Source organism: Aquabacter sp., from assembly GCF_965279295.1.
Taxonomy (GTDB): domain Bacteria; phylum Pseudomonadota; class Alphaproteobacteria; order Rhizobiales; family Xanthobacteraceae; genus Aquabacter.
This window is the reverse complement of sequence record NZ_CBDIHQ010000018.1, coordinates 284,028-309,873: the sequence shown is the minus strand read 5'-3', so window position 1 is coordinate 309,873 and position 25,846 is coordinate 284,028. Positions and strand designations below refer to the sequence as shown.

The window sequence follows — 25,846 nt, the reverse complement described above, 5'->3', positions numbered from 1 at the left end:
CCAAATCGCGCCGGGATTCGCCTCCCGGCGTCGCGGCGGCACTATGGCAGAGCCCTTCCGCTGCCGAAAGCGGGCAGGGCCTCAGCCCTACGCTGCCAACAAGGTGCGCGTCGCCGCCGTAACGTCAGTCTGCCGCATCAGGCTTTCACCGACGAGGATGGTGCGGATGTCGACAGCCGCGAGCCGTGCCACGTCGGCTGGCGTAAAGATGCCGCTCTCGCCGATGCACATGCGGTCTGCCGGCACGCGCGGTGCCAGGCGCTCGCTGGTGGTGAGCGTCGTCTCGAAGGTGCGCAGATTGCGGTTGTTGATGCCGACCAGTGTGCAGGGCAGCGCGAGCGCCCGGTCCAACTCGGCGTCGTCATGCACCTCGACGATGGCGTCCATGCCCCAATCGGCAGCGGATGCCAGAAGATCCGCCGCCAGCGCGTCGTCCACGGCGGCCATGATGACCAGGATGCAGTCGGCACCCCAGGCGCGCGCTTCCGCCACCTGGTAGGTGTCGTGCATGAAGTCCTTGCGAAGGGCCGGCAGGTTCGTCGCCGCGCGCGCCGCGGTGAGGAACTCGGGTGCGCCCTGGAACGAGGGGCCGTCGGTTAGCACCGAAAGGCATACGGCCCCACCCGCTTCATAGGCGCGGGCGAGCGCGGGCGGGTCGAAATCCGCGCGGATCAGGCCCTTGGAGGGGCTGGCCTTCTTCACCTCGGCAATCAGCCCGGTCCGGCCGGCGGCCAGAGCCGCACGCAACGCGCCAGCGAACGGCCTCACGGGCGATGCGGCGCGGGCGGCGGCTTCCACTTCGGCGAGCGGCCGCGCCGATTTGGCGGCGGCGATTTCCTGGCGCTTATAGGCCTCGATGCGGGTGAGGATGTCGCTCATGGCGCGACCTTCTCTGAAACGTGGATGAGGGTTTCCAGCCGCGCGCGGGCTGAGCCGGTATCGAGGCTGGTGGTCGCCATGCCGACCCCTTCTGCGAGGTCCGACGCCCGGCCGGAAATCAGCAGGGCGGCGCCTGCGTTGAACACTGCGACGTCGCGATAGGCGCCGGGCTCTCCGTCCAACACTGCGCGCAGCGCGAGGGCATTGTGGGCGGCATCCCCGCCCTTCAGCGCCCCCGGCTCGGCTTGGTTCAGGCCAACAAGCTCGGGGGCGATCTCGAAGATGCGGATTTGCCCGTCCTCCAGAGACGCGACATCGGTCGGGCCTGATATGGTGATCTCATCCAGCCCATCTGAGCCGTGCACCACCCAGGCGCGCTCGGAGCCGAGCGCCTTGAGCACTTCCGCCAGGGGTGCCAGCCACGCCTTGGAATAAACCCCCACCATCTGGCGTTTCACGCCGGCGGGGTTCGAGAGCGGGCCGAGTAGATTGAAAATTGTGCGGGTGCCCAATTCCACGCGGGTCGGCCCCACATGCTTCATCGCAGGGTGGTGCGCGGGGGCAAACATGAAGCCGATGCCGGCTTCAGCGAGGCAGCGAGAGATGCCGGCGGGCGTGAGATCGATGCGCACGCCCAAAGCCGCGAGCACGTCCGCCGCGCCGGATTTAGACGACAAAGCCCGATTACCGTGCTTCGCCACCGGAACGCCGGCACCCGCCACGATGAAGGCGGCGCAGGTGGAGATGTTGTAGGAGCCCGAGGCATCCCCGCCCGTGCCGACCACGTCGACCGACCCGTCCGGGGCCTCCACAGGCAGCATCTTGGCGCGCATGACGGAAACGGCGCCGGTGATCTCCTCCACCGTCTCGCCGCGCACCCGCAGGCCCATGAGCAGCGCGCCCATCTGCGAGGGTGTGGCATCGCCCGACATCATCACGTCGAAAACGTAAGCGGATTCCTCGCGGGTCAGCGCTTCGCCGGTGGCGACCTTGGAGAGGAGGGGGCGAAACTGCTCCATTCCTATCCCCTCCGGCTCTGGTTGAAGGCGGTTGCGATCTCCAGGAAGTTGCGCAGCAGCGCGTGACCGTTCTCGGAGGCGATGCTTTCCGGGTGGAATTGGACGCCATGCACCGGCAGCGTGCGGTGGGCGAGGCCCATCACCAGCCCGTCGTCGGTATGCGCGGTCACTTCGAGCACATCGGGGAAGGTGCTGCGCTCAACGATCAGCGAATGATAGCGTGTCGCCTGGAAGGCGTGGTTGAGCCCCCGGAACACCGAACGGCCCCCGTGGTGAATCTCGGACATCTTGCCGTGCATGGGAATCGGCGCGCGCACCACCTCGCCGCCGAACACCTGGCCGATCGCCTGATGTCCCAGGCACACGCCGAACAGCGGCACGTCGGCGCTGGCGCGGGCAATCAAATCGAGGCAGATGCCAGCTTCGCTGGGCGTGCAGGGACCGGGGGAGATCACCAGAGCATCCGGCTTCTCGGCCAGAATCGCCTCTACGTCGCGCGCATCATTGCGATGCACGGTCACGGTCGCGCCAAGCTCTCCGAGATAGTGCCAGAGATTGTAGGTGAAGCTGTCGTAATTATCGATCAGCGTGACGGCGGTCATCTTGGCTCCAGCATCTCGGCCCCGGACCCGGCGTCTCCGGGCGATGCGGCCGCGCATTCCCCTCGCAGGCCGCGCTTCGACTTAATCCTTCCGGAACGGTGCGGCAAGCTTGGGGTGTCGCCGCGCCCGCAGCAAGGCTTCTCATCAAGGCGAATGCGCACATTGCCCGTGTGGGCGTGCCCCATGTAGGTTTGCTGCGGGTCATGCTGCTGAAGTCGTGCCGCCGAAGCGGGCAGGGCAGCGAGAGGCATGACAGGGAGAGGAATTTGTCCGACAGCCTGCGCGGCATCCGCCTGTTCGTCGCCGCCTATGAGGAACGCTCCTTCACCGCTGCGGCGCGGCGGGAAAATGCGACCCAATCCGGTGTTTCTCAGCATATTCGCCGGCTTGAGGAGACATCCGGTGTGCTGTTGTTCTCGCGCGGAACATCCAGCGTCAGCCCCACGCCAGCGGGGGACGGCTATTATCGCAAGTGCCTGGAAATTCTGCGCGTGCACGAGGAGGCCAATGCGATCCTCGGAAGCTACGGCGGGGGGCTGGTCGGCGAGATCAAGATCGGTCTGATGCCGACCCTGAGCCGCCGGGCGCTCGCACCGGCCTTGTCCCGCTTCCTGGACTCGAACCCGAACATCGTGGTGCGCGTCCACGAGGCGGAAAGCGCCGTGCTGAGGGAGCAGGCGCAGGCAGGCGAGGTGGATTTCGCGGTCGTGCCGGCGTTCGACTGCCCAACGGGCCTGCGGGTGCGCAGCTTCATGCGGACGCCGGAAGTTCTGGTGTCCTCGAAATCGTCGCCCCTTGAACCCCTGGTCCCGGTGCGGCTGCGCGATTTGGGGCCTCTCAAGATGGTGGTCCCCCAGGCGAAGAATACCCGCCGGACCACACTGGACACATATTTCGTCTCTTCCGGCGCAAGGATCGAGCGGTTGGTTGAACTGGATGCCACCCTGGGCACGCTGGACATGGTGCTCTACGGCAACTGGCAGACCATATTGCCCGGCGTCATGTTCACGCCGCTGAACAATCAGGATCGCTTCACGGTGAACCCGCTATGCGATCCCCCTCTGTTCACCGAGCAGGTGGTGATTTCTCCCGTCAAAAGCTCACTGAGTGCCGCTGCAGAAGCATTTTCGGACCTTCTGAAGCTTGAGACGGAGCGCATCAACTCGATCTGGGACGGCGTGTTCGAAACCGGAACGAACCGCAACCGCTGAGGCATTTCTCGCACGGCTGCGGACCGACCAGATATCGGGGCTTAACCCTAGCCGAGAGCGCCGAGCCGGCTCTTGAGCGCCGCCACATCGTTGACCGGGTTGTAGTCCTGGCTCAGCTTGCCGTCGCCCACCGGGCTCTTGCAGGCAAAGAAGACGCACGGCCCTTCCAGAACCTTCAAGCCATGTTCGGTGCCGCGCGGAATGTGGACGATGTCCCCGTAGGACATCTGCCGGGTCTCGTCGCCCAGGAGAAAGTTGACCTTCCCCTTCAGCATGAGGATGAACTGCTCCTCATTGGGGTGGAAGTGCGGGTCCGGGCCTTCGCCGACCTCATAGACAACAATGCCGATCTTGATCAGTTCGCCTGCGACCATGCCTTTGCTGGGGCCGAGCGTATCCTCGGACTTCTCCATGCTGTCCATATTGTAGAAAGCCACCGGTCGTTCCCTTCATATCTGTGAATGCAATGTCGGCGGGCCACGCGTTCGCGGGCCCGCCGTTGTTATCAATCCCGCCGGGGCGTCAGGAGACGTGCTTGATCCCATGGAGGCCGTGCGAGGCGTCCTTGCAGGTGAAGAACATCGCGTCCTGGCCTGCGGTGGCGCCACCCTGATGGATGGTGTTGGCAGGGATGTAGATCACATTGCCCGCGCCGCACTTGTGGGTCTGGCCGTCGAGGCGGATTTCAAATTCGCCTTCGAGCACGAAGATCCACTGTTCGTTGGGATGAGAATGGGGTTCGCCCATTTTGCCCGCCGGTGCCCGCATCAGGGCGACGATCATCCGCTCGCCCTCGACGCAGCCGCCATAGACCGGCGAATAGGCCGGGCCACCCATGATCTCATTCACCTTGTGCATGTCGAAGACATATTCGCCTTTTTGAGCGCGGTGAGCGCCGGGCGTACGTGCCGCTCCTTCAGGCTTTGCAGCAGTCATCGTGTTCATACTGATCTCCATTTTTTCTGAGAAATAATACGGGTGTCGCGGGGGCGGTCAGGCAGTCGCCGTCAGTCCAGCTCGACCTTGACCTGGGTGGTGATGGTCCGCCATTTCGCGAACTCGGATTCCTGCCACTCCTGCGCCTGCTTGGGCGAAGAGGAGGTGGAGATGATGACGCCTGCCGGCTCCAGCGTGCGGGCGGTCTGCTCCGAGCGCATGACGTCGCCCGCAGCCTTGAACAGGGTATCGACGATGGCCTGCGGTGTGCCGGCACGGACGTAGAGCGCCTGCCATTGCATGGTACCGACGTTCGGGAAGCCCGCTTCGGCCATGGTCGGGATATTCGGCAGCGTCTTCAGCCGCTCGGGCGCCACGACCGCCAGCCCGCGCAAGCGGCCGGCCTTCATCATGCTTTCGGCGGTGGCCACGTTGACGAAGCCGTATTGGGTCTCGCCCGAGATCAAGCTCGTCACCATTTCCGAGGCGCCGCCCTTCAGGGGGATGTGCAGCACGTCGATGCCCGCGGCGCGGTCGAAAATTTCCGTATCGTAATGGGGGTAGCTGCCAATGCCGGGGCTGGCGTAATTCAGCTTTCCGGGGTTCTTCTTGGCGTAGTCGATCAGTTCGGCAACCGTCTTGGGCTCGAAATTCACCGTCGTCGCAACAAGAACGCCGGGGATTTCGGCCAGCTTGGTCACAAGCTGCATGGACTCGTCATATTTGAACGGCATCTTCTTCGAGAAGAGGACCGGCGTGATCCCGTTGGTCGAGACGTTGCCAACAAACAGGTTGTAGCCGTCGGCCTTCTGCCGGACGATCTCCTGCATCCCGGTCATCCCGAATGCGCCGGGTTTGTTGGAAACGATGAAGCTCTGGTTGAACATCTTGCCCAACTGGTCAGCCAGTGTCCGCGCGACGATGTCCGTAGCGCCGCCCGGGGCATAGGGCACGACGATTGTCACAAGGCGGTCGGGGTATTTTTCGGCGTGTCCAAGACCGGTCATCGCCAAAGACAGGGCCGCAATCGCCAAAAGGCGCGTTCTTATCTTCATTTCACTCCCCTTTTATTTTTTGTCTTATGATTTTGATGTTTATGCGTCTCATTGTGCGCATAAATACTGATTTATCTTTTGATAAATAAGAGAATAGGCGTTCTGAATTCTCGTTTGTATTTCGCAATTACCCTATGGTCGCGCCGTGGTAAGCGCCAATTATATTTTGTGTGCCAGCCAATCACGCACCCTTATGCTGCGACTGCGCACGAACGCCGAAAACTCCCGCTGCGGGCGCGAGTGCTGCACTGCAAAAAAGCTGAATGCAGAAGACTTGGAGCGCCGTGCGGCGGCTCAGATATCCAGCAATTCGTCATCCGCGAACGCCGCGCGCTCGGAGATGAAGGCGAAGCGGGCTTCCGGCTTGTTGCCCATCAGGCGCTCGACAACGTCGGCGGTAGCGGCCACGGCGGCGGCTTCTATCGTGACCCGCAGCATCATGCGCGTCTGTGGGTTCATGGTGGTTTCCTTCAACTGCGCCGGCATCATCTCGCCGAGGCCCTTGAAGCGGCCAATATCCACCTTGCCGCGCCCGTTGAACTCCTTTTTTAGGAGTTGGTCCTTGTGGGCATCATCGCGCGCATAGAGCGTCTTGGCGCCCTGCGTGATGCGGTAGAGCGGCGGCACTGCCAGGAACAGATGGCCTTCATCGATCAGCTTGGGGGTCTGGCGATAGAAGAAGGTGACGAGGAGGGAGGCAATGTGCGCCCCATCCACGTCGGCATCGGTCATGATGACCACCTTCTCGTAGCGCAGGTCCGCCTCCCGATAATGGGAGAGGGTGCCGCAGCCAAGCGCCTGCATCAGGTCGGACAATTGCTGGTTCTGGGCCAGCTTGTCCCGCCCCGCGCTGGCGACATTGAGAATCTTGCCGCGCAGCGGCAGCACCGCTTGGGTCTTGCGGTCGCGTGCCTGCTTGGCGGACCCGCCGGCCGAGTCGCCCTCGACGATGAAGATTTCTGAACCCGCCGCCTCGGTGTTCGAGCAGTCGGCGAGCTTGCCAGGCAGGCGCAGCTTGCGCACTGCGGTCTTCCTGGAGATTTCCTTCTCCTGTTTGCGGCGCAGGCGTTCCTCGGCGCGGTCGATCACATGATCGAGCAAGCGCATGGCCTGGACAGGATTGGCCGCAAGCCAGTGGTCGAATGGGTCGCGCAGCGCCTGCTCGACAATGCGCGACGCTTCGCTCGTGGCGAGACGATCCTTGGTCTGGCCCTGGAACTCCGGCTCGCGCACGAACACGGAGAGCATGGCCGCGCAGCCGGCGGCAATATCGTCGCCGATCAGCACCGCTCCGCGCTTGCCCTGGCCGGTGCGCTCGGCGTGATCCTTCAGGCCCTTCAGCAGCATCAGCCGCAGGCCGTTCTCATGGGTGCCGCCGTCCGGGGTCGGGATGGTATTGCAATAGGAGGATATGCCGCCATCACCGTCGGCGATCCAGGCCACCGCCCATTCCACCGAACCATGGCCGCCGGTCTTCTGAATGCGGCCGGAGAAAAGATCTCCGTGCACCAAGGTCTGCCCCTCCAGGTCGGCGGCGAGGTAGTCGCGCAGACCGCCCGGAAAGCGGAAGGTCATTTTCTCCGGCACGCCGGTGACGCCGACCAGCAATTGCGGGTCGCACGACCAGCGGATTTCCACACCGCCGAAAAGATAGGCTTTCGAGCGCGCCATACGGAACACGCGCGCTGGCTCGAAGCGGGCGGTGGGGCCGAAGATTTCCGGGTCGGGATGGAAGCGGATGCGCGTGCCACGCCTGTTGGGCGCGCGGCCGACCTCCTTCAGCTTGTCCACGGGGTGACCCTTGGAAAAATTCTGGCGGTAAAGCGTCTGGTTGCGCGCCACCTCCACTTCCAGGTGGTCGGAGAGCGCATTCACCACCGAAACGCCGACACCGTGCAGTCCGCCGGACGTCTCATAGACCTTGCTGTCGAACTTTCCGCCCGCATGAAGCGTCGTCATGATGACTTCGACGGTGGATTTCTTCGGGAATTTCGGGTGGGCCTCCACGGGAATGCCACGCCCGTTGTCGGTCACGGTGATCGAGCCATCCGTGGACAGCTGAACTTCGATGAAGGTGGCATGCCCGGCCACCGCCTCGTCCATGGAATTGTCGATCACCTCGGCGAACAGATGGTGCAGCGCCTTGGCGTCAGTGCCGCCGATATACATGCCCGGCCGCCGGCGCACCGGCTCCAGCCCCTCCAACACCTCGATATGCGCGGCGGTATAATCGTTCGCCATTTGTGGAACGACCGGCACGGCAGCTTTGCGGCCGCGGGCTGGGGGAGGACTGGAGAAGAGATCGTCGGGATCGGACATGGAAGCGGATTGGTCTCGCGAATCGGTCGGGTCAACGCAGAGCGTCGCCCCTCCACATATGGGGCTTCTCGCCGAAGTTTGGAATCACGTCGTTGCGGCACGCGCCGGCGGCAAGCCTTCGCCGCCGCTGATCAGCGCGCTTTAAGCCCCAGCGCAGCGCGCCGGGCCTGCTTGTTGGCATACATCAGCGCATCCGCGCGGCGCAGCATGTCCTCGGCGGACCCTTCCCCAGGATCGGCATCGATGACGCCAAAGCTTGCGCCCGGATACTCAATGGTGGCGACGCCGAGGTTGAAGGTGCCTTTGAGGAGCGGGGCGAGGCGATGTTGCGCAGCCTCGGCGGGCGCGACCTCGCCCTTTTCGGCGGGAGAGGTCAGCCCCACCACCACGAATTCGTCCCCACCCAGCCGGCCAAGCACGTCGCTGGCCCGCAGACCGGCGGAGAGGCGCTTGCCGACCTCGATCAGGAACACGTCGCCAGCTTCGTGCCCGTAGGCATCGTTGATGCCCTTAAAGCCATCAAGGTCGATAAAGGCCACCAGCACCCTTTGGCCGGTCCGGCCCGCCATTGCGACGAGGCGCTGGAGTTCGTCAAGCACGAAGCGCCGGTTCGGCAGACCGGTGAGCGCGTCTGTGAAAGAAATGGCTTCCAGCTTGGCATTGGCCTCCTGAAGTTCGCTCAGGAGGTGCTCGCGCTGGATCTGCTGACCGATAAGAGCGGAAAACAGAGTGAGGACTTCCTTGCCCTCGCTCGGCATGGGCTTCTGTTCCGAACTGGCGGCGCAGAGCGTGCCGTAGAGCGCGTTTCCTTCAAGATAGACCGGCGTGCTGGCATAGGTCTGGATGCCAAGGGCCCGCGCGGCATCCGAATCCCCCCAGCACTCCGCGACGTTGTCGGTATAGACCCGGCCCTCGTCCATGGCCCGTTTGCACAGCGTATCGCCCCAGGGCACCGATAGCCCCTCGGGGATCTGCAGCGTCTTGGTGTTGCGGGAATAGACGATGTTCTGAATGCCAGCGGCCAGGTCGATGCGCGTCAGATAGGTGCTTTCAAGCCCGGTAACGAATTCCAGCAGTTCCAGCAGCGGCCGCGTGACCTCTTCGACCGTGCGCGCGGACGAAAGGCTTTCGGAAATCTTCGCGAGGAAGAAATCGCGCAGGCCGTGCTGATCCATCATTGAGGGTCCGTTTCGCGTATCGAGAATTCGCAGGTACTCAAGCTTAAGGAGTGTCGGTCGATTTCGGAAGCCTGGCGGCGAGGGCGGCGGGGCGCAGTGGGAATAGAGTTCCGTCTTTTGCCCGACATGGGATGGGTGTACAGACCTTCGCCCTTATATAGCTGTTTTGTGATCCGCAGTTTCGCTGCGCTGCGTGTTTCGGGGCGGTCCCGCGCGCCGGGCGGCAGAAGGTCGGGCAGGAGAAGGTCATGTCGGAAGCAAAGGCACGGATCGCGGTTTTGGGCGCCTCGGGCTACACGGGCTCCGAACTTGTGCGCCTGCTGCTGCGTCATCCCCGCGTCGAGATCGTCGCCCTGACGGCCGACCGCAAAGCTGGACAGTCCATGGCGGACGTGTTTCCGCAATTTGCGCCGTTCGCTTTGCCCAAGCTCATCACCATCGACGAGGTGGATTATTCCGCCGTCGATCTGGTGTTCTGCGCCCTGCCGCACGCGACCACGCAAGAGGTCATCAAATCCGTGTTCCAGACCGCCCCTCATGTGAAGGTGGTGGATCTTTCCGCCGACTTCCGGCTGAAGGACCCGGGCATGTACGAGAAGTGGTACGGCCACCCCCACGGCGCGCTCGATCTCCAGAAAGAGGCGGTGTTCGGCCTGGTGGAGATTTATCGCGACGACATCCGCAAGGCGCGGTTGGTGGCCAACCCCGGTTGCCACACCACCACGGCCATTCTCCCGGCCGTTCCTCTGCTTGAGGCGGGGGCGATCGACCCCGAAGGCATTGTTATCGACAGCAAGACCGGCATGTCCGGGGCGGGACGCGCGGCCAAGGAGGCCATGCTGTTTTCGGAGGTATCTGAGGGCATTCACGCCTATTCGGTCGGCTCGCACCGCCACATGGGCGAACTGGACCAGGAGTTCTCCAAGGCGGCAGGTCGTCCCGTGGCTCCGACCTTCGTGCCGCATCTGGTGCCCATGAACCGGGGCATCTACGCGACGCTTTATGTCCGCATGACCGGCGCTAAGGCTGAAGACCTGCACAAGCTGCTCACCGATTATTATCGCGGCGAGCCCTTCGTGCACATTTTCCCCTTTGGCCAGGTGCCGCAATCCCGGCATGTGCGCGGCTCCAATATGGCCATGTTGGGCGTGGTGGCGGACCGGGTGAGCGGGCGCGCGATCATTGTCTCGACCACTGACAATCTGGTGAAGGGCGCGTCCGGCCAGGCGGTTCAGAACATGAACCTCGTGCTGGGCTATCCCGAGACGCTGGGCCTGGAGCAGATCGCTCTGATGCCGTGAGGCGAGCGGACGGGGCTGCGAAAGCTCCGTCCCTTTCCCAACGGCGACGGCGAAGCCGGAGCGCCGAGCCGGGGTCCAGCGCAAGGAGACCGCCGAAGGCGCTTCAACCCATCTCCGACGCCACACGGCGGAGATGGGGGGCGCTGGTCGCGGATTGCCGGCTTCGCCGGATTTTCCGCTGGCCCCTGGATCCGCGCTCAGCCTTCGGCCTCGCTTGTCCGGGGCAAGGGCGGTGTATCGCGTAGGATAACCACCCATCTCGACGGTTGCCTCCCGACCGCTTATCAAAATCATCCCTTTGCCGAGGCCCCGATGCTCGTCGACAGCCATTGCCATCTCGATTTTCCCGACTTTGCCAGCGAACTCGACGCCGTGGTGGCGCGCGCGGAGCAGGCGGGGGTGTCTCACCTCGTAACCATCTCGACGCGGGTGCGCAGGTTCGATGAGATCAGGGCGATCTCCGAGCGGTTCGAAAATGTCTTCTGTTCGGTCGGCACCCACCCCCACCAGGCGGCGGAGGAGCCTGATATCACCACCGCCGATCTGGTGGCGCTCTCTGCCCATCCGAAAGTGGTGGCGATCGGCGAGGTGGGCCTCGATTATCACTATGACAAGAGCCCGCGCGATGCGCAGGCGCATGGTTTTCGCACCCATATCGCCGCCGCACGGGAAACCGGATTGCCCCTCATCATCCATGCCCGAGAGGCGGATGACGACGTCGCCGCGATCCTGGAGGAGGAAAGCGCGAAGGGCGCGTTTCCGTTCGTGCTCCACTGCTTCACCGGCGGTGCGGACCTCGCCCGGCGGGCGGTGGCGCTGGGAGGCTATGTCTCCTTTTCCGGCGTTTTGACCTTCAAGAACGGGGCGAACCTGCGCGAGATCGCGGCCAGTCTGCCTGCCGAGCGCATATTGGTGGAAACCGACGCGCCATTCCTGGCGCCCATCCCCAATCGCGGGAAGCGCAACGAGCCCGCCTTCGTTCGCGAGACCGCAAAGATACTGGCGGACACGCGCGGGGTAAGCCTCGAAGCGATCGCCGCCCAGACCACCGACAATTTCTTCACCCTGTTCTCGAAGGCCCGCCGCTGATCCGGCGTGGAGATTAGCCCCATGAACCACGACCGCTACGACGACGGCTACATCAGGGGCATCCTGACGGACGTGAAGAGCGTGGCGATCGTGGGCGCCAGCGCCAATCCCGCGCGCCCGTCTTATTTCGTAACCAAATATCTGAGCGAGCGCGGTTTCGAGGTCTACCCGGTCAATCCGGGGCAGGCGGGCAAGACCATCGCCGGCCGGATGACCTATGCCCGCCTCGCGGACGTCCCCGCGCCCATCGACATGGTGGACGTGTTCCGCGCGGCCGAGCATCTGCCGGCGGTGCTGGATGAGGTGTTGACCCTTTTGCCGCTACCGAAGGTGTTGTGGATGCAGCAGGGCGTGCGGCATGAAGAAGCCGCCATCCAGGCGGAAGCCGCCGGCATGCAGGTGGTGATGAACCGCTGCCCCAAGATCGAATACGGCCGGCTATCCGGTGAAATCGGTTGGACCGGCGTGAACAGCCGCACCATTTCGTCCAAGCGTCCCCAGCGCCTCGTCTCAGGCGTGCAGCGCCTTGCGCTGTCGCGCACGCCGCCGGGCACAAAATAACAAACCTCCAGGAGGAGAGAGCGCCATGACCCATCGTGAACCCGGCTTTGCGACCCTCGCCGTGCATGCCGGCGCCCAGCCCGACCCGACCACGGGCGCGCGGGCGACGCCGATCTATCAAACCACGTCCTTTGTGTTCGACGACGTGGACCACGCCGCTGCGCTGTTCGGCCTCCAGACGTTCGGCAACATCTACACCCGCATCGGCAACCCAACGAATGCCGTGCTTGAGGAGCGTGTCGCGGCGCTGGAGGGCGGCACGGCCGCGCTGGCGGTGGCTTCAGGCCATGCGGCCCAGCTTCTGGCCTTCCAAACCATCATGTCGCCGGGTGATGAATTCGTCGCCTCGCGAAAGCTCTACGGTGGATCCATCAACCAGTTCACCCACGCCTTCAAAAGCTTCGGCTGGAACGTCGTGTGGGCCGACCCGGATGAGCCTGCCTCGTTCGAGCGCGCCATCTCAGACAAGACCAAGGCGATCTTCACCGAAAGCATCGCCAATCCCGGGGGCGTGGTTTGCGACATCGCCGCGATGTCGGCCATTGCCAAGCGCGCAGGCGTGCCGCTGATCGTCGACAACACCCTGGCGACGCCCTACCTGTGGCGGCCGATCGAGCATGGCGCCGACATCGTCATCCATTCCGCCACCAAATTCCTCGGCGGCCATGGCAATTCCATCGGCGGCGTGATCGTGGATGCCGGCTCGTTCGACTGGTCGGCCTCCGGGCGCTACCCGTTCCTGTCGCAGCCGCGCCCGGAATATCAGGGCATCGTGCTGCACGAGACCTTCGGCAATTTCGCCTTCGCCATCGCCGCCCGCGTGCTCGGCCTTCGCGATCTCGGCCCGTCGCTGTCGCCGTTCAACGCCTTCCTGATCCTCACCGGCATCGAGACGCTTCAACTGCGCATGAAGCAGCATTGCGAGAATGCGCTGGCGGTGGCGAAATATCTGGCGAAGCATCCCGCTGTGGAGTGGGTCAGCTACCCCGGCCTGGAAGGCGACCGCTATTATGGTCTCGCGCGCAAATATCTGCCGCGCGGGCAGGGGGCGGTTTTCACCATCGGCCTGAAGGGCGGCTATGAGGCCGGCGTCGCGCTGGTCTCCAAGGTGCAGTTGTTCTCGCATCTCGCCAATATCGGCGACACACGCTCCCTCATCATCCACCCCGCCTCCACCACCCATCGCCAGTTGACCGATGCGGCCAAGACGGCCTCGGGCGCCGGACCTGAAGTGGTGCGCCTTTCAATCGGCATCGAGGATGTGGGCGACATTATCGCCGATCTGGATCAGGCGCTCGTCGAGGGTTGAGCGACGCTCGCAGACATCTCGCGTGAGTGCGAGCCAGGCGCGGACCTCCGAGAGGTAGCCGCCCCGCCGCCAGATGGGTGCCATGTTCCAGTCGGTATCGGCTCCGCCAGAAACATCTGCGCAACCGCCGGGTGCGCAGATGTTGCGTGATCATGCGGGGCAAGAGGCTCCTGCCGAGCCTCGCCCCTACCAGCGCCATGCCATGTCGGAAAGCTTTAGACTCACTTTGTTGAACGCGGCAACCCTCTTGAGGAAGATGAGGATATGGGGTTCAAGATATTGAAAATATAAGTATTTTGCATTTTAGCAAAGATGGATCTGCTGCAATAGACCAGCGAATTCAAGCGCCCGCCCCCATCGCGTTCATTCGGTGCCAATGGAAGATTTCGCCGTGGATACGCCGGCCAGGAGTAGCTTCTCGAGCCGTTCAACCTTGCTCGCTGACCGGCTTTAGCGCGCTACGGACAATCGCCCATTGCGCCGTCCGCCAAGCCTTGGCTCAGAGCGAAGAGAGGTTCGTCGCGGATCTGGCGTTGATCCCCGCAGGGCTGTTGAACCTTCTACCGACCCGACATCATGCTGGAGCTGAACTGAGGCTGGGCGCCGCCACAATCGCTGCGTTCTCTTTACGGCAGAGGTCGCTCAGGTGCACCGTCGCCATGATGAGCACCACAGTCGCGCCGAACTGATGGGTTAGCGCAACGTCAAGCTTCACGAAATACAGCAGCGTCATCACGCCAAGGGCAGCCTGGCCCGTCACCATGGCGAAGAGCAGCCACGCCTGTTGGGCGGCAAAGCCACCAACCCGGTGCGCATGGATCGCGTGGGCGAGGGTCGCGAGCCACAGGGTGTAGGCGATCATCCGGTGCTGAAATTGCACCGTCAGCACATTCTCAAACACGTTGCGCCACACCGGGTTCAGCAGCCCCAGCTTTTCCGGATCGGGAATCAGCCTGCCGTCGATTAGAGGCCAGCTATTGAAGGTCATTCCGGCATCGAGGCCGGCGACCAGCCCGCCGGCGAAAATCTGCACGAAAATCAGAACCAGGATCGCGCCGGCCCCCATTGCGAGGCCGCGGCTGCTCGTTCCCGAAGGCCGAGGCGTGAGCCCGCGCGCCACGGCGACGGTCGCGGAGAGGATCAGGCAGGCGAGAGTGAGATGGATGGCGAGCCGGTATTGGCTGACGGAGACACGCCCCGACAGGCCAGACGCCACCATCCACCAGCCAACCGCGCCCTGGAGGCCGCCCAGCACGAACAGGCCAAGGCTGCGCACCAGCAATGTGCCCCGCAACGTCCCCCTGATAACGAAATAGATGAACGGCAGGGCGAAGGCGAAGCCGATCACCCGGCCGAGCAGGCGATGCGCCCATTCCCACCAAAAAATCCGCTTGAAGCCATGAATATCCATGCCCTTGTTCAGCAGCTCGTACTGGGGAATGGCCTTGTAATTGTTGAATTCAGCTTGCCACTGGGCCTCGGAGAGTGGCGGCAGGACGCCAGTCACAGGCTTCCATTCGGTGATCGAGAGGCCCGATTCCGTCAGGCGTGTCGCGCCCCCTACCACCACCATCAACACGACGAGTGCAGCCACGGCGTAAAGCCAAAGGCGAACCGCGCGCAGTCCGCTGCCGGTGGGCTGTGTCATCGCTTCGCCTCGCGTCATGCCAACGCGCTCCAGAATTTCGTCCCCCGGCCAGTTCCGATATAGAGCAGGTGCGACATGCGCAACAGACGCACTGTCGCCCCTGCTGCGGCCGTTTTGCCGCTGCCCATAGAGGAGATGAAATGCCCCAGCGCCTGCGCAAGTTTATCGGAACCGTGCTGCTGCTGCTTCTGATGACCTTCTGGGCGCTCGGCGCCATGGGCGCCGCCCAAGGGCGCGTCACGGAACTTCACTGGGCGCTTCAGACCGTTTGCTACATCCTGCTGGGCGTATCTTGGGTCGTGCCGGCGGCTTTTCTGATCCGCTGGATGGAGCGTCCGGATCGCGTGAAGAATGACCTCAGAAAACCCTGATAAATAACTGTTTTTATGAGATATTCTTCTACTTTAAGCGGCAGATAAGGACGGAATGAGACGCTGCGCTTCGCCGCTTTCATCCCCCGTCGCCCGGGGCGGCTCAGCATCGATCCGCAGCATCAGCACGCGGCCGAACCCGAGGGCGGCGAGCGCATCATAGGCTTCCACATTCGGAGCCGCGTCTGCGTCCATGTCCTCGATGCACACGACCAGCGGCGAGAATTGCGCAAGCCGGGCGGCACTCACCGTGCCGCCAAGCACCGGGGCTGCGACGACGACAAAGTCATAGGTCTGCCGCAGCGCGTTGAGAATCAGCAGAAGGCGGTCGGCGCCGACAACGCTTGCACCCCCGCGTGCATCCCGTCCGGGAGGGATGACATGAGCGCGAGATTGCGGGTCGCGATGGATCGCCTCGCCGAAGCCGGCGACGCCGAACAGCATTTCCCCCATACCAGGCGCCCACGGGTCGGACACCAGGGCGCCAAGATCTCCGGACGCACCATCCAGGGCCACCAGGGCCACCCGATGCTCGTCCGCGAGGTGGCGCGCCAGGCCGATGGCGCATGTGGCGGAGGCGCTGCACGCCACCTCCGAGGTCAGCACGACAAGGCGTGCATCGCCTTTGTCCCGCTCGGAGATGACCTGTTCAGCAAGACGCTGGACAGCGTCTTCACACGTCAGGCCCGCGCCTCTTCCTGCGTCCATCCAGGCAACCCGACGTGCTGGTTGGGTTTGGGAGGGAAGGTCATGCCGCGTCCGGACCGGGAGCAGCGTGCGCTGGCGTCTTGCGTGAATGGTGAGGATGGCAAGGGCAAGCGCGAAACCTGCAAGACCAAGCCCTGCCGACAGCGGCGGCAGGTCGCGGAACCTCGGCTCAAGCGCCGGCGCCCCTGGAGCGAGTGGTGGAATAGCCGCTTCTGCCATGCCAGGAGCGCGGCTGCGCGCGCCCGCCTGCAGCGCGGCGAACGTGTCGAAATAGGTCTGCATCACACGCGTGGCGAGGCCCGGCCTCTCTGCGGTGAAGGCGAGTTCCAGGGTGCGCCCGCCATGGCGGGGGGTGATGGAGAGATCGTCAGTCAGCCGACTGGCGGCGCGGTCGCGGGCAGGGCGATCCTCGCCACCAAGCCATTGCGGCAATGGAATGAGGCGGCGCTGCACCCCGAGCAAAGCGGCGTCCGCGCGCGACAGGCGATCCAGCACCTCGAAGGCCATTTCCTTGGAGGTCAAGACCTGCGCCATGCCCCGAACCGTCGTTGCAGCCGGCTGCGCCGCGACATCGAAGGAGAGGGTGCTGCGGACGGTATAGCGGGCTGGAACCAGCAAAATCAGGGTCGCGCAGGCAAGAAGGACCCAGGCAAGAAGGAGAAGACGCGTGGAAGCGCCGTCCCTCGAAGGGGTGCGGGAGGCAAGCCGTTCCGCCCATCCATAAGCCATGTGTCCCATCCCGGACCTGTCGGCACCACGGCCGCGCATGCGTCAGAATGGCTGTTTATGGTTTAGGAGAAGTAAATATTCGCCTCAACGGTCCTCCCAAACCGGCGGCCGCTTCGAGAGAACCGCGGAAATGCCCTCGTCCGCGTCACGCGCCAGCATATTGGTGGCCATGACATCGGAGGCGAAGGCATAGGCTTGGTCCAATGTCATTTCCGCTTGCTGATAGAATGCGGCCTTCCCAAGCTTCACCGGCACCTGGGATTTGGCTGCGATGCGGCGGGCGAGGGCGGTCGCCGCCGCAAGCGCCTCGCTTTCGGGGACAACGCGGTTGACCAGGCCCATGCGGTGGGCTTCGTCCGCCTCCACCCATTCGCCGAGCAAAAGCATCTCCAGGGCATGCTTGCTGGACACGGCGCGCGAGAGAGCCACCATGGGTGTGTGGCAAAACAGGCCGATGTTGACGCCCGGCGTGCAGAAGCGGGCGGCGCGGCCGGCAACCGCCAGGTCGCAACTCGCCACCAACTGGCAGCCGGCCGCCGTCGCCATGCCCTCCACCGCGGCGATGACCGGCTGTGGCAGTCGCACGATGGCCGTCATCAAAGCCGCGCAGCGCTTGAGGACGCCTTCGTAATAAGCGCGGCCGTGATCGGCATCGTCGCGGTGGGCCTGGATTTCCTTGAGATCGTGACCGGCTGAGAAGACCGGCCCTTCCGCCGTCAGCACCACAGCCCGCACCGATGTATCGCCCGCTATGTCGGCGAGATGACCGGAGAGCGATGCCATGGCGGCATCGGACAGGCTGTTGCAGCTGGCCGCGCGCGCCAGTGTCAGTGTCGCAATTGCGTCCGCATCTATGCGAAGCACGGGTTCCTGCACTGCATGAACGCTCGCAGAGGCGCTGGCTGAAGACATCGGACGTCCTTCCTGAACGCGTTGATCTTTTGTGCTCCTACTTTATGCAAGAGCCGAACAAGACGCGAGGCGTCGGCGACAGGGAGCGAAAGATGGAACCGGCGCGCGATACCGTGGTGACGATCGAGGAACTTGAGGTTTTCCTGGCCAAAGAATTCCCTCAAGCGTTCGGGCCCGGACGTCCCCACTCCATCGTCTCGCTTGGCCTCAATACCGCAACCGTGCGTCTCGATGCCGGCGAGGAGCACCTGAGGCCGGGCGGCACGGTGTCGGGACCCGCGCTCATGATGTTGGCGGATGTGGCGACCTATGTCGCGCTGCTGGGCCAGATCGGGCTTGTCCCGCTTGCGGTTACGACGAACCTCTCGATCAACTTCTTGCGCAAGCCGACTCCCGGGCAGATCTACGCGTTCGCGCGCCTGATCAAGGTGGGTAAACGGCTGGCGGTGGGGGACGTGGGGCTGCGCGGTGCGTCGGATACCGACCTTGTGGCGCATTGCGTCGCCACCTATTCGATCCCTCAACGCTGAGGTACCCGAGGGCGCAGGGCGCCAACCGTCATTTTTCGTCGTAAAAACAGGGTTTGAGTCACGGTGTTAAAATACCATTTTTCTAAACCATTGTTTTATAATGATAATTTATGCCTAGATTGCGTTGACCCGACGAGGGGGGTGAGGTAGAAACCCGCCATCGCTGCACGGCTCTGCGTCATTCGTGGAGTTGCGGCCTTCATATCCGGAAACCAATCCATGAAGACGTATTCGGCCAAGCCTGCCGAAATCGAGAAGAAGTGGGTGGTAATCGATGCCAGCGGCCTCGTTGTGGGCCGTCTCGCGAGCATCATTGCCATGCGCCTCAAGGGCAAGCATCGCCCGATCTACACCCCGCATGTGGACTGCGGCGACAATGTCGTCGTGGTGAATGCCGACAAGGCGGTTCTGACCGGTCGCAAGCGCGAGCAGAAGGTCTATTACCACCACACCGGCTTCCCCGGCGGCATCAAGGAGCGCACTGCAAAATTCATTCTCGAAGGCCGCTTCCCCGAGCGGATCATCGAGAAGGCGGTAGAGCGCATGCTTGCCCGCGGCCCGCTCGGCCGCAAGATCATGGGCAACCTGCGTGTCTACAAGGGTGCGTCCCATCCGCATGAGGCTCAGCAGCCTGTCACGCTCGACGTGGCGAGCCTCAACCGCAAGAATGTGAGGAACTGACATGTCCGACCTTCAGTCCCTCGACGCCCTGAACACCCTTTCGTCGGGTCAGCAGGAAGCTCCCGTTCATGTCCAGAAGCTGGACAAGTTCGGCCGCGCGTATGCTACTGGCAAGCGCAAGGACGCTGTCGCCCGCGTATGGGTTCGCCCCGGCACCGGCAAGATCACGGTGAACGATCGCGACGTGGTGGTGTATTTCGCCCGTCCCGTGCTGCGCCTGCTGATCAATCAGCCGTTCCAGGCGGCCGCCCGCGAAGGCTCCTATGACGTTGTGTGCACGGTTGCCGGCGGCGGCCTCTCCGGCCAGGCCGGCGCTGTGCGGCACGGTATCTCTAAGGCGCTGACCTACTACGAGCCCGAGCTTCGCTCGCCGCTTAAGAAGGGTGGCTTCCTGACCCGCGACAGCCGCGTCGTCGAGCGCAAGAAGTACGGTCGCGCCAAGGCTCGCCGGAGCTTCCAGTTCTCGAAGCGCTGATCGAAAGCGTTAATCAAAACGAAAAGGCCCGGCAAATTGCCGGGCCTTTTTTGTTTGTTTGCTTGGTTTTGTTGCCTGCCTGGGGTCCGCCGGCTTTTAGAAGCTCGGTGTGTCGCCGGGGAGAGGGCTCCACTGGCCGTCCGCCGTGGGATCTCCCGGAGGCGAGGCGCCCATGAAGCCGCCATCGTTCGGCGGGAACACATAATCCTCGTTCCGACCATCGCCAATGCTGACATCCGGCTTGATGGCGGCGCCGGGACCCGGATCGAGATAGCTGCCCTGCGGGATCACCGGCAGGTTGATGATGTTCGGATTGTGCGGCGTGATGGGGATATGCGGCGCGCCGGTGCTCTGCGCCAGGGCCGGCAGAGACAGGGCCGTGCACAGGACCATGCTGAACCCGAAGGCGCCGCCGCTGATCCAAGAGTAAGCCATCCGCATCGAAACCCCCTGATATCGCGTCGCTTCGCATAGGCGAGGGCGCGGGGATTGGCAAGCGACGGCCGCCATCATGGCTAAGACCCGGCACCCTCCCGGAGATTTGTGAACGGGGGTGTTCTCGCCGGTCGCATTTCTCAATATGCTCCGGATTCAGCTTGCGGCTTGTCAGGAAGACGTCGGCAAAACAACATGCTGTTCCCAGGTGGTCGATGTTCCACCTCGGGAAGCGGGAGTCCGTGATCCGGGCCTCATGAAGATCGATATTTATACGATCCAAGTCTTCCTGCTTTTTCTCACCGCCACCTTCACAGTTACGTGGGGGGTCCTCTGGCGCTCTTATCCCCATGTGCCCGGTATCCCCGCCTGGATTTCGGCGACCGTGCTGATGATCCTTGCCGCGGTCGGCATCATGAATACCCATCCCGAAGGCACGGGGTTGGTTTCGATCGGTGCTCACGTCATCGCTGCCTTCGCCATGTGCATGCTTTGGATCGGCATCCGGCAGTTTTACGGTTTCAAGCCCCCCTGGATCGAAACCCTCGTTATCACGCTGGCGACGATGCTGGGTATCGTGGCGGCCGGAGAGAACGGCATCCTGCTAAATCTGGCCTACAGCCTGAGCGCCGTCGTTCCGTTTGCCTTGATCATCAAGACACTCTTCCGGCGTATCGCGTTGTCTCCCGCCGCGCGGCTGTGTGCCATTTCGATGGCCGTGGCCATCGTCGGCCAGACCATCCGCATTGGCGGTGCGATCGCCTTCAGCATGGAGGTGCTGCCAGACACCATAACACGGCCCATCGGCCTGTTCGCGGTGCTGAGCATCATCTTCGGCCTCGTTACCTGCCAGCTCGGTTTCATGCTGGCGGTGATGGAGCATGTTCGCTTCGAATTGTCGTCGCTGGTGGTGGTGGACGAACTGACCGGGCTTTCAAGCCGTCGCCATTTTCTGGAACGCCTGAACCAGGCATGCGCCAGCACACGACGTGTGCGACGCCCATTCTGCCTCCTCGTAATCGATCTTGACGGCTTCAAGTCCATTAATGACGCCCACGGGCATGCGGCCGGTGACCAATGTCTTCGCAGGTTCGGCGAGGTCGCGTCGATGCGGATGCGCCGCACAGACGTGATCGGACGGATCGGTGGCGATGAGTTCAGCGTGATCATGCCGGATACGCGCTTGACGGACGCGCTGCGCGTTGCCGAGGATTTGCGCCGCGAGCTTCGAGCGCAACCTGTGATTTGGAAAGGCAGCGAAATCGTCGTCGCTGCCTCCATCGGAATCACCGAATGGGACCCGCAACGCCTGCAGACGCCGGCAGAACTAGTCGCGGATGCCGATCAGGCTCTCTATCAGGCGAAATGTAACGGACGCGACCGGGTCGCATACTTTCCCATCTCGGCCGGCGTCACCGTATAATGAGGGAGCGTGCACTTTGAGACGGTCAGGCTTTTGGGTGGCACTAGGTGCATGCGCCCTGCTTCTTCTCGATAGCGGAATCGCCGCCGCAGCGCCCGCGCGCGTCATCATCCTGCGCCATGGCGAGAAAAAGGATGATTTTCGCCTGTGTAAGCTGGGCATCGAGAGGGCGATGGCCCTTGTGAAGACCTATCTGGGGCAGGGCGCGAAGGATTCCTTCTTCGCTGCGGGTGAAAGGCCGGCGGCCTTCGTGTCGATTACACTGCACGCCCTTGAATTAGCTGCGCCCGCGGCCACGAGTTGGGGGCAGCCTGTCGTTCTCTTCACGGTGCTGCCGGGCGAAACCCGCATGAAGGGTCTCGCGGGATTCCGGGCGGCACTCGCGACCCACACGGAAGAGGCGGCGCGGCTGGTGATGAACGAGCCAAGCTTCAATGGCAGGACGGTGGTCATGGTCTGGGAGCACGAGCACATCGCCAATGCGAAGCTCGAGGCCCAGTCTCCCAACCGCAAGATCAGTCTGCGCCAATTGCTTCGCCTCGATATCCTGCCGGATGTCCCCACGACATGGCCGACCGAGACCTATGATTATTTCTGGATCGTCGATTTTAACCCCGATGGGACGCCGACCCGATTCGCCATGAAGAAGCAGGTGTTTGACGGACCCTTTGCCAATTTGCCTGCCAATGACTGGGACAAGACAGATGGTCTTGGGAAGGCGAGCGGGTGCCTGAGATAGGCACCCGCTCACGATCTTTTATTCCGTGTTCAGCGTACCCAGCGACCAGGGACGTATACCCATGTGCCGCCACGGTTGTTCCAAGCCGGGCCCACATAGCGGAAGCCGGGACGCACACGCACCCATTGGCCGGGAATCCAGACATAGCGCCAGGCGCGGCTGTTCCAGGTCCAATGGCCCGGCGACCAGACATATCCCCGGCGCGGCGGAGGAGCCCTTTCAAACCGCAGCGGGGGCGGCGGCGGCATGGGTCGCCGGAAACCGGGAGGCGGCGGACCTGGAGGCCCCCACTGCGCCTGGGCCTCGTTCGCCGCGAACGTGGCAAGGACCGGTGCTGCTGCCCCTGCGGCAAGGATTGAGCTTAAAAAACGACGACGCGATAACATGGACGTTCTTTCTGGGTGCGACGGAATTCTCCCGCTGCGAATATGGAAGTATCAAACCATGGCCTAATGAGGCGTTTAACGCGCCGGATTTGAGAATGAGGTGGTAAGCACTCGGGACGGAGGCTGATCTGAAAGCTGTGTCCCGTGGGTCTGATGCGCGTAAGGCGTCGCCGCTACTTGACCCTGCGCCGCCAGCGGCCTACCTACGCCCCCATTAGTGAGCCCGTAGCTCAGCCGGTAGAGCACGTGACTTTTAATCATGGGGTCTCGGGTTCGAATCCCGACGGGCTCACCATCGAAATGCCAAGCGTTTTTCAACGCCTAGCCTTTCGACTCATGAAAATAGCTCCTTCCAAAGCGCCCTTATGCGCCATTGACCCCCATACCGCGCGCGCGCACCATCCCTCGCCAAGGAGCGCGACATGCCAGTCATCAACCGCATCGCCGACGCCGCAGATGAGCTGACCGGGTGGCGGCGACATCTGCACGAGACGCCGGAGCTGATGTACGACTTGCCCAATACCTCCGCGTTCGTGGCGGAACGGTTGAGGGAATTCGGCTGCGACGAGGTGGTGACGGGTATCGGCCGCTCCGGCGTTGTCGGGGTGATCCGAGGTCAGGGCGAGGACGGGCGCGTGATCGCTCTGCGCGCCGACATGGATGCATTGCCGGTCCTGGAGCGGACCGGTGCGGAATACGCCTCGAAGACCCTTGGAAAAATGCATGCGTGTGGTCACGACGGCCATACCAGCATGCTGCTGGGCGCCGCACGCCACCTTGCCGAGACACGGGCGTTCTCAGGCACTGCCGTGATGGTGTTCCAACCTGCGGAAGAAGGCGGCTTCGGCGCGCGCACCATGCTGGAAGACGGCCTCATGGAGCGGTTCGGCGTCCACGAGGTCTATGGCATGCATAATCTTCCGGGCCTTCCGGTGGGCCACTTCGCCATGCGCGAAGGCGCCATCATGGCCTCGGCCGACCATGTGGAGATCACGGTGGAAGGGCGCGGCTCTCACGCCGCAAAGCCGAATGAGGGAATCGACGTGGTGCTCACCGGCGCCTCCATCGTCACCGCCCTTCAGCAGGTCGTGGCGCGCAATGTCGATCCACTCGCCTCCGGCGTCATCTCGATTTCAATGTTCCACGCAGGCGAAGCCGACAATGTGCTGCCGCCACGGGCGGAACTGGTTGGCACCATGCGCAGCCTCAGCCCGGCAGTACGACTCCAGCTTCGCGACCGGGTCAAGCAGGTTGCCGAGGGGGTGGGCGCCGCCTTCGGTGCGACGGTGAAGGTCAAGATCATTGAGGGTTACGCAGTGACCCTCAATCATCCCACCCAAACCGCCTTCGCCCAGGAAGTTGCGGAGGATGTTGCGGGCGCTGCCAACGTCGACGGTCAAGCCCCGCCTTTGATGGCGGCCGAAGATTTTGCCTACATGCTGGAAGCGCGCCCTGGCGCCTATATTTTCATCGGCAACGGCGACAGCGCCGGCCTGCACCATCCGGCCTATGATTTCGACGACGCGGCGTTGCCGCTCGGCGCCTCATTCTGGGTGAGGCTGGTTGAGCGCGCACTGCCGATCGGGTGACGAAATTCTAGCAAAACCGATTCGCTAGACGGTTTTCCTAAGGCGAAACGTGAGGACGCCCGCTTCCGTTTCTTTGCCCTCGAAGACATTCCCGGTCTCGTGCGCGAGATGGGGAATATCGATCACCGACATCGGGTCGGTGCATGTCACCACCAGACGTGTTCCCGGTGGCAGCCCCACGAGCGCTTTGCGGGTGCGCAGCGCGGGCATGGGACATTTAAGACCTTTCAGATCCAGATGAACGACCGGCGCGGCATCGGCCGCATTGGTCGCCGCGCCTTTTTTGGGCCCTGTCACGCAGCCTGGTCCATCAGACGGGCAAGGCTTTCCGCTTTTCCAAGCACGGTCAGCACATCGAACACCGGCGGCGAGGTGGTCTTGCCGGTCAGTGCCACGCGCAGGGGCTGAGCCACTGCGCCGAGCTTGATGCCGGCCTCCTGGGCATAGGTGCGCACAGCCTCCTCGGTGGCCGCCGCCGTCCAATCGACCGCTGAAAGGTGCGGCAACAGATTGGCGAGGTGACCCCGCGCCTCATCCGTCATCAGCGCGGCCGCCTTGTCCTCAAGCGCGAGCGGGCGCTCAGCGAACAGGAAGGCGGCGTTGTCGATCAATTCCACCAGTGTCTTCGCGCGCTCCTTAAGGCCCGGCATAGCGGCGAGCAACTGGGCGCGGCGCTCGGGCGTGAAGCGGGCAAGGCGCGCCTCGGCATCCGGCAGGTGGGGCAGCAGGTCTTCCACGGCGGCCAGCATGTCTTCATCGCTGGTGGCGCGCATGTAATGGCCGTTGAGGTTCTCCAGCTTCTGGAAATCGAAGCGGGCCGCCGAGCGACCGACGCGGTCGAGATCGAAATAGGAGACCATCTCCTCGGTGGAGAACATTTCCTGGTCGCCGTGGCTCCAGCCCAGGCGCACGAGATAATTGCGCAGCGCCGCAGGCAGATAGCCCATGTCTCGATAGGCATCGACACCCAGCGCACCATGGCGCTTGGACAGCTTGGCGCCGTCCGGCCCGTGGATCAGCGGAATGTGGGCCCAGGCCGGCTCGGCCCAGCCCAGCGCACGATAGATCTGGGTCTGCCGCGCGGCATTGGTCAGGTGATCGTCGCCGCGAATGACATGGGTGACGCCCGCGTCATGGTCGTCCACCACCACCGCCAGCATATAGGTGGGGTTGCCGTCCGAGCGCAGCAGGACAAGGTCGTCGAGATCCTTGTTCGGGAAGGTCACGTTGCCCTGAACCATGTCCGCGATCAGGGTCTCGCCTTCGCGCGGTGCCTTCAGGCGGATCACCGGTTTGCGGTCTGTCGGGGCCTCGGACGGGTCGCGGTCGCGCCAGCGGCCATCATAGCGCGGCGGACGACCCTCTTTGCGCGCGGTTTCGCGCATCTCTTCGAGTTCCTGGGCGGTGGCGTAGCAGGGATATGCGTTGCCGTGCGCCAGCATCTCCGCCACCGCCTGCCGATGCCGCTCGGCGCGGGCGAACTGGTAGATCACATCGCCGTCCCAATCGATGCCGAGCCACTTTAGCCCTTCGAGGATCGCGTCGATGGCTTCCGTCGTGGACCGCTGGCGATCGGTGTCCTCGATGCGCAGCAGCATCTTGCCGCCCTTGGCCTTGGCGTAGAGCCAATTGAACAGTGCGGTGCGCGCGCCGCCGATGTGCAGGAAGCCGGTGGGCGAGGGAGCGAAACGGGTGACGATCTCTGACATGGAATCCGGTCGATGCGGCGAGAATTGGCGGAGTTGCGCGCTGCGGCCATGG

Annotated in this window: 27 protein-coding genes and 1 tRNA gene; 13 read left to right on the top strand and 15 right to left on the bottom strand. The window is 63.4% G+C overall.

All coding sequences use genetic code 11. The features are described from left to right. Nucleotides 1-87: 87 nt before the first annotated feature. The 3 genes from trpC to ADADO0_RS19325 are packed head-to-tail and all read right to left on the bottom strand — an operon-like array spanning nt 88 to nt 2,500. Complete coding sequence (trpC, locus tag ADADO0_RS19335) at nt 88-879, bottom strand: indole-3-glycerol phosphate synthase TrpC (RefSeq protein ID WP_511306835.1); 792 nt, start codon at nt 877-879, stop codon at nt 88-90. Beyond that, a complete protein-coding gene (gene trpD / locus ADADO0_RS19330) occupies nt 876-1,898 on the bottom strand; it encodes an anthranilate phosphoribosyltransferase (RefSeq protein WP_511306834.1) in 1,023 nt (340 codons plus the stop codon). The genes trpC and trpD overlap by 4 nt, the downstream gene beginning before the upstream one ends. A gap of 2 nt (nt 1,899-1,900) precedes the next feature. Next, nucleotides 1,901-2,500 (bottom strand): anthranilate synthase component II, encoded by a 600-nt coding sequence (locus ADADO0_RS19325; protein ID WP_511306833.1) that lies wholly within the window; start codon nt 2,498-2,500, stop codon nt 1,901-1,903. A 266-nt stretch (nt 2,501-2,766) separates the two neighbouring features. On the opposite strand from ADADO0_RS19325, the gene ADADO0_RS19320 reads away from it, so the two are divergent. Then, nucleotides 2,767-3,711 carry a LysR family transcriptional regulator gene (locus tag ADADO0_RS19320; protein ID WP_511306832.1) on the top strand — a complete coding sequence of 315 codons (945 nt, stop codon included), beginning with the start codon at nt 2,767-2,769 and terminating at the stop codon, nt 3,709-3,711. Nucleotides 3,712-3,758: 47 nt separating this feature from the next. On the opposite strand, the gene ADADO0_RS19315 is transcribed toward ADADO0_RS19320, so the two are convergent. From ADADO0_RS19315 to ADADO0_RS19295, 5 genes are all read right to left on the bottom strand, one after another. Beyond that, complete coding sequence (locus tag ADADO0_RS19315) at nt 3,759-4,148, bottom strand: cupin domain-containing protein (protein WP_511306831.1); 390 nt, start codon at nt 4,146-4,148, stop codon at nt 3,759-3,761. Nucleotides 4,149-4,233: 85 nt separating this feature from the next. Beyond that, a complete protein-coding gene (locus ADADO0_RS19310) occupies nt 4,234-4,656 on the bottom strand; it encodes a cupin domain-containing protein (RefSeq protein WP_511306830.1) in 423 nt (140 codons plus the stop codon). Nucleotides 4,657-4,718: 62 nt separating this feature from the next. Beyond that, the gene (locus ADADO0_RS19305) at nt 4,719-5,702 is read right to left on the bottom strand and encodes a Bug family tripartite tricarboxylate transporter substrate binding protein (protein WP_511306829.1); all 984 of its coding nucleotides are present in this window, start codon (nt 5,700-5,702) and stop codon (nt 4,719-4,721) included. A 294-nt stretch (nt 5,703-5,996) separates the two neighbouring features. Continuing rightward, nucleotides 5,997-8,021: a DNA topoisomerase IV subunit B gene (parE, locus tag ADADO0_RS19300; protein WP_511306828.1), complete on the bottom strand. Its 2,025-nt coding sequence runs from the start codon at nt 8,019-8,021 to the stop codon at nt 5,997-5,999. A gap of 131 nt (nt 8,022-8,152) precedes the next feature. After that, nucleotides 8,153-9,196, bottom strand: coding sequence for a sensor domain-containing diguanylate cyclase (locus ADADO0_RS19295; RefSeq protein WP_511306827.1), 1,044 nt, complete (start codon nt 9,194-9,196; stop codon nt 8,153-8,155). Nucleotides 9,197-9,447: 251 nt separating this feature from the next. Between ADADO0_RS19295 and argC the strand changes: the two genes are divergently transcribed. From argC to ADADO0_RS19275, 4 genes are all read left to right on the top strand, one after another. After that, nucleotides 9,448-10,500, top strand: coding sequence for an N-acetyl-gamma-glutamyl-phosphate reductase (gene argC, locus ADADO0_RS19290; protein WP_511306826.1), 1,053 nt, complete (start codon nt 9,448-9,450; stop codon nt 10,498-10,500). Nucleotides 10,501-10,812: 312 nt separating this feature from the next. Continuing rightward, nucleotides 10,813-11,589 carry a TatD family hydrolase gene (locus tag ADADO0_RS19285; RefSeq protein ID WP_511306825.1) on the top strand — a complete coding sequence of 259 codons (777 nt, stop codon included), beginning with the start codon at nt 10,813-10,815 and terminating at the stop codon, nt 11,587-11,589. Nucleotides 11,590-11,610: 21 nt separating this feature from the next. Next, on the top strand, nt 11,611-12,150 hold the full coding sequence (locus tag ADADO0_RS19280) for a CoA-binding protein (RefSeq protein WP_511306824.1): 540 nt from the start codon (nt 11,611-11,613) through the stop codon (nt 12,148-12,150). A 25-nt stretch (nt 12,151-12,175) separates the two neighbouring features. Continuing rightward, nucleotides 12,176-13,459 (top strand): O-acetylhomoserine aminocarboxypropyltransferase, encoded by a 1,284-nt coding sequence (locus ADADO0_RS19275; RefSeq protein ID WP_511306823.1) that lies wholly within the window; start codon nt 12,176-12,178, stop codon nt 13,457-13,459. A gap of 574 nt (nt 13,460-14,033) precedes the next feature. Here ADADO0_RS19275 and ADADO0_RS19270 read toward each other — a convergent pair. After that, the gene (locus ADADO0_RS19270) at nt 14,034-15,107 is read right to left on the bottom strand and encodes a COX15/CtaA family protein (protein ID WP_511306822.1); all 1,074 of its coding nucleotides are present in this window, start codon (nt 15,105-15,107) and stop codon (nt 14,034-14,036) included. Between the two features lie 140 nt (nt 15,108-15,247). Here ADADO0_RS19270 and ADADO0_RS19265 point away from each other — a divergent pair, with 140 nt between their 5' ends. Next, nucleotides 15,248-15,478 (top strand): DUF2842 domain-containing protein, encoded by a 231-nt coding sequence (locus tag ADADO0_RS19265; RefSeq protein WP_511306821.1) that lies wholly within the window; start codon nt 15,248-15,250, stop codon nt 15,476-15,478. Nucleotides 15,479-15,511: 33 nt separating this feature from the next. On the opposite strand, the gene ADADO0_RS19260 is transcribed toward ADADO0_RS19265, so the two are convergent. Together ADADO0_RS19260 and ADADO0_RS19255 are read right to left on the bottom strand one after the other, a co-directional pair. Further along, nucleotides 15,512-16,915 carry a P-loop NTPase family protein gene (locus tag ADADO0_RS19260; protein WP_511306820.1) on the bottom strand — a complete coding sequence of 468 codons (1,404 nt, stop codon included), beginning with the start codon at nt 16,913-16,915 and terminating at the stop codon, nt 15,512-15,514. Between the two features lie 84 nt (nt 16,916-16,999). Next, nucleotides 17,000-17,827 (bottom strand): enoyl-CoA hydratase, encoded by an 828-nt coding sequence (locus ADADO0_RS19255; RefSeq protein WP_511306819.1) that lies wholly within the window; start codon nt 17,825-17,827, stop codon nt 17,000-17,002. Between the two features lie 92 nt (nt 17,828-17,919). On the opposite strand from ADADO0_RS19255, the gene ADADO0_RS19250 reads away from it, so the two are divergent. The 3 genes from ADADO0_RS19250 (at nt 17,920) to rpsI (ending at nt 19,513) form a co-directional block, all read left to right on the top strand. Continuing rightward, on the top strand, nt 17,920-18,357 hold the full coding sequence (locus tag ADADO0_RS19250) for a PaaI family thioesterase (protein ID WP_511306818.1): 438 nt from the start codon (nt 17,920-17,922) through the stop codon (nt 18,355-18,357). A 219-nt stretch (nt 18,358-18,576) separates the two neighbouring features. Beyond that, a complete protein-coding gene (gene rplM, locus ADADO0_RS19245; RefSeq protein ID WP_511306817.1) occupies nt 18,577-19,038 on the top strand; it encodes a 50S ribosomal protein L13 in 462 nt (153 codons plus the stop codon). A gap of 1 nt (nt 19,039) precedes the next feature. Next, the gene (gene rpsI / locus ADADO0_RS19240) at nt 19,040-19,513 is read left to right on the top strand and encodes a 30S ribosomal protein S9 (RefSeq protein ID WP_511306816.1); all 474 of its coding nucleotides are present in this window, start codon (nt 19,040-19,042) and stop codon (nt 19,511-19,513) included. Nucleotides 19,514-19,609: 96 nt separating this feature from the next. Here the strand turns inward: rpsI and ADADO0_RS19235 are convergent, their stop codons facing one another. Next, on the bottom strand, nt 19,610-19,948 hold the full coding sequence (locus tag ADADO0_RS19235) for a hypothetical protein (protein ID WP_511306815.1): 339 nt from the start codon (nt 19,946-19,948) through the stop codon (nt 19,610-19,612). Nucleotides 19,949-20,204: 256 nt separating this feature from the next. Between ADADO0_RS19235 and ADADO0_RS19230 the strand changes: the two genes are divergently transcribed. Continuing rightward, nucleotides 20,205-21,371, top strand: a complete 1,167-nt coding sequence (locus tag ADADO0_RS19230; protein WP_511306814.1) for a GGDEF domain-containing protein — start codon at nt 20,205-20,207, stop codon at nt 21,369-21,371. Nucleotides 21,372-21,408: 37 nt separating this feature from the next. Beyond that, nucleotides 21,409-22,110 (top strand): histidine phosphatase family protein, encoded by a 702-nt coding sequence (locus tag ADADO0_RS19225; RefSeq protein ID WP_511306813.1) that lies wholly within the window; start codon nt 21,409-21,411, stop codon nt 22,108-22,110. 29 nt (nt 22,111-22,139) lie between these two features. Here ADADO0_RS19225 and ADADO0_RS19220 read toward each other — a convergent pair whose 3' ends face one another. After that, on the bottom strand, nt 22,140-22,358 hold the full coding sequence (locus ADADO0_RS19220; protein ID WP_511306812.1) for a hypothetical protein: 219 nt from the start codon (nt 22,356-22,358) through the stop codon (nt 22,140-22,142). A gap of 357 nt (nt 22,359-22,715) precedes the next feature. Between ADADO0_RS19220 and ADADO0_RS19215 the strand changes: the two genes are divergently transcribed. Together ADADO0_RS19215 and ADADO0_RS19210 are read left to right on the top strand one after the other, a co-directional pair. Further along, nucleotides 22,716-22,791, top strand: a tRNA-Lys gene (locus ADADO0_RS19215). A 127-nt stretch (nt 22,792-22,918) separates the two neighbouring features. Beyond that, entirely contained in the window at nt 22,919-24,085 is a 1,167-nt protein-coding gene (locus ADADO0_RS19210; RefSeq protein WP_511306811.1) for a M20 aminoacylase family protein, read from the top strand. A gap of 24 nt (nt 24,086-24,109) precedes the next feature. Here the strand turns inward: ADADO0_RS19210 and ADADO0_RS19205 are convergent, their stop codons facing one another. Further along, nucleotides 24,110-24,295 carry a sulfurtransferase TusA family protein gene (locus ADADO0_RS19205; RefSeq protein ID WP_511307227.1) on the bottom strand — a complete coding sequence of 62 codons (186 nt, stop codon included), beginning with the start codon at nt 24,293-24,295 and terminating at the stop codon, nt 24,110-24,112. An 83-nt stretch (nt 24,296-24,378) separates the two neighbouring features. Beyond that, a complete protein-coding gene (gene gltX, locus ADADO0_RS19200; RefSeq protein ID WP_511306810.1) occupies nt 24,379-25,794 on the bottom strand; it encodes a glutamate--tRNA ligase in 1,416 nt (471 codons plus the stop codon). Nucleotides 25,795-25,846 lie beyond the last annotated feature (52 nt).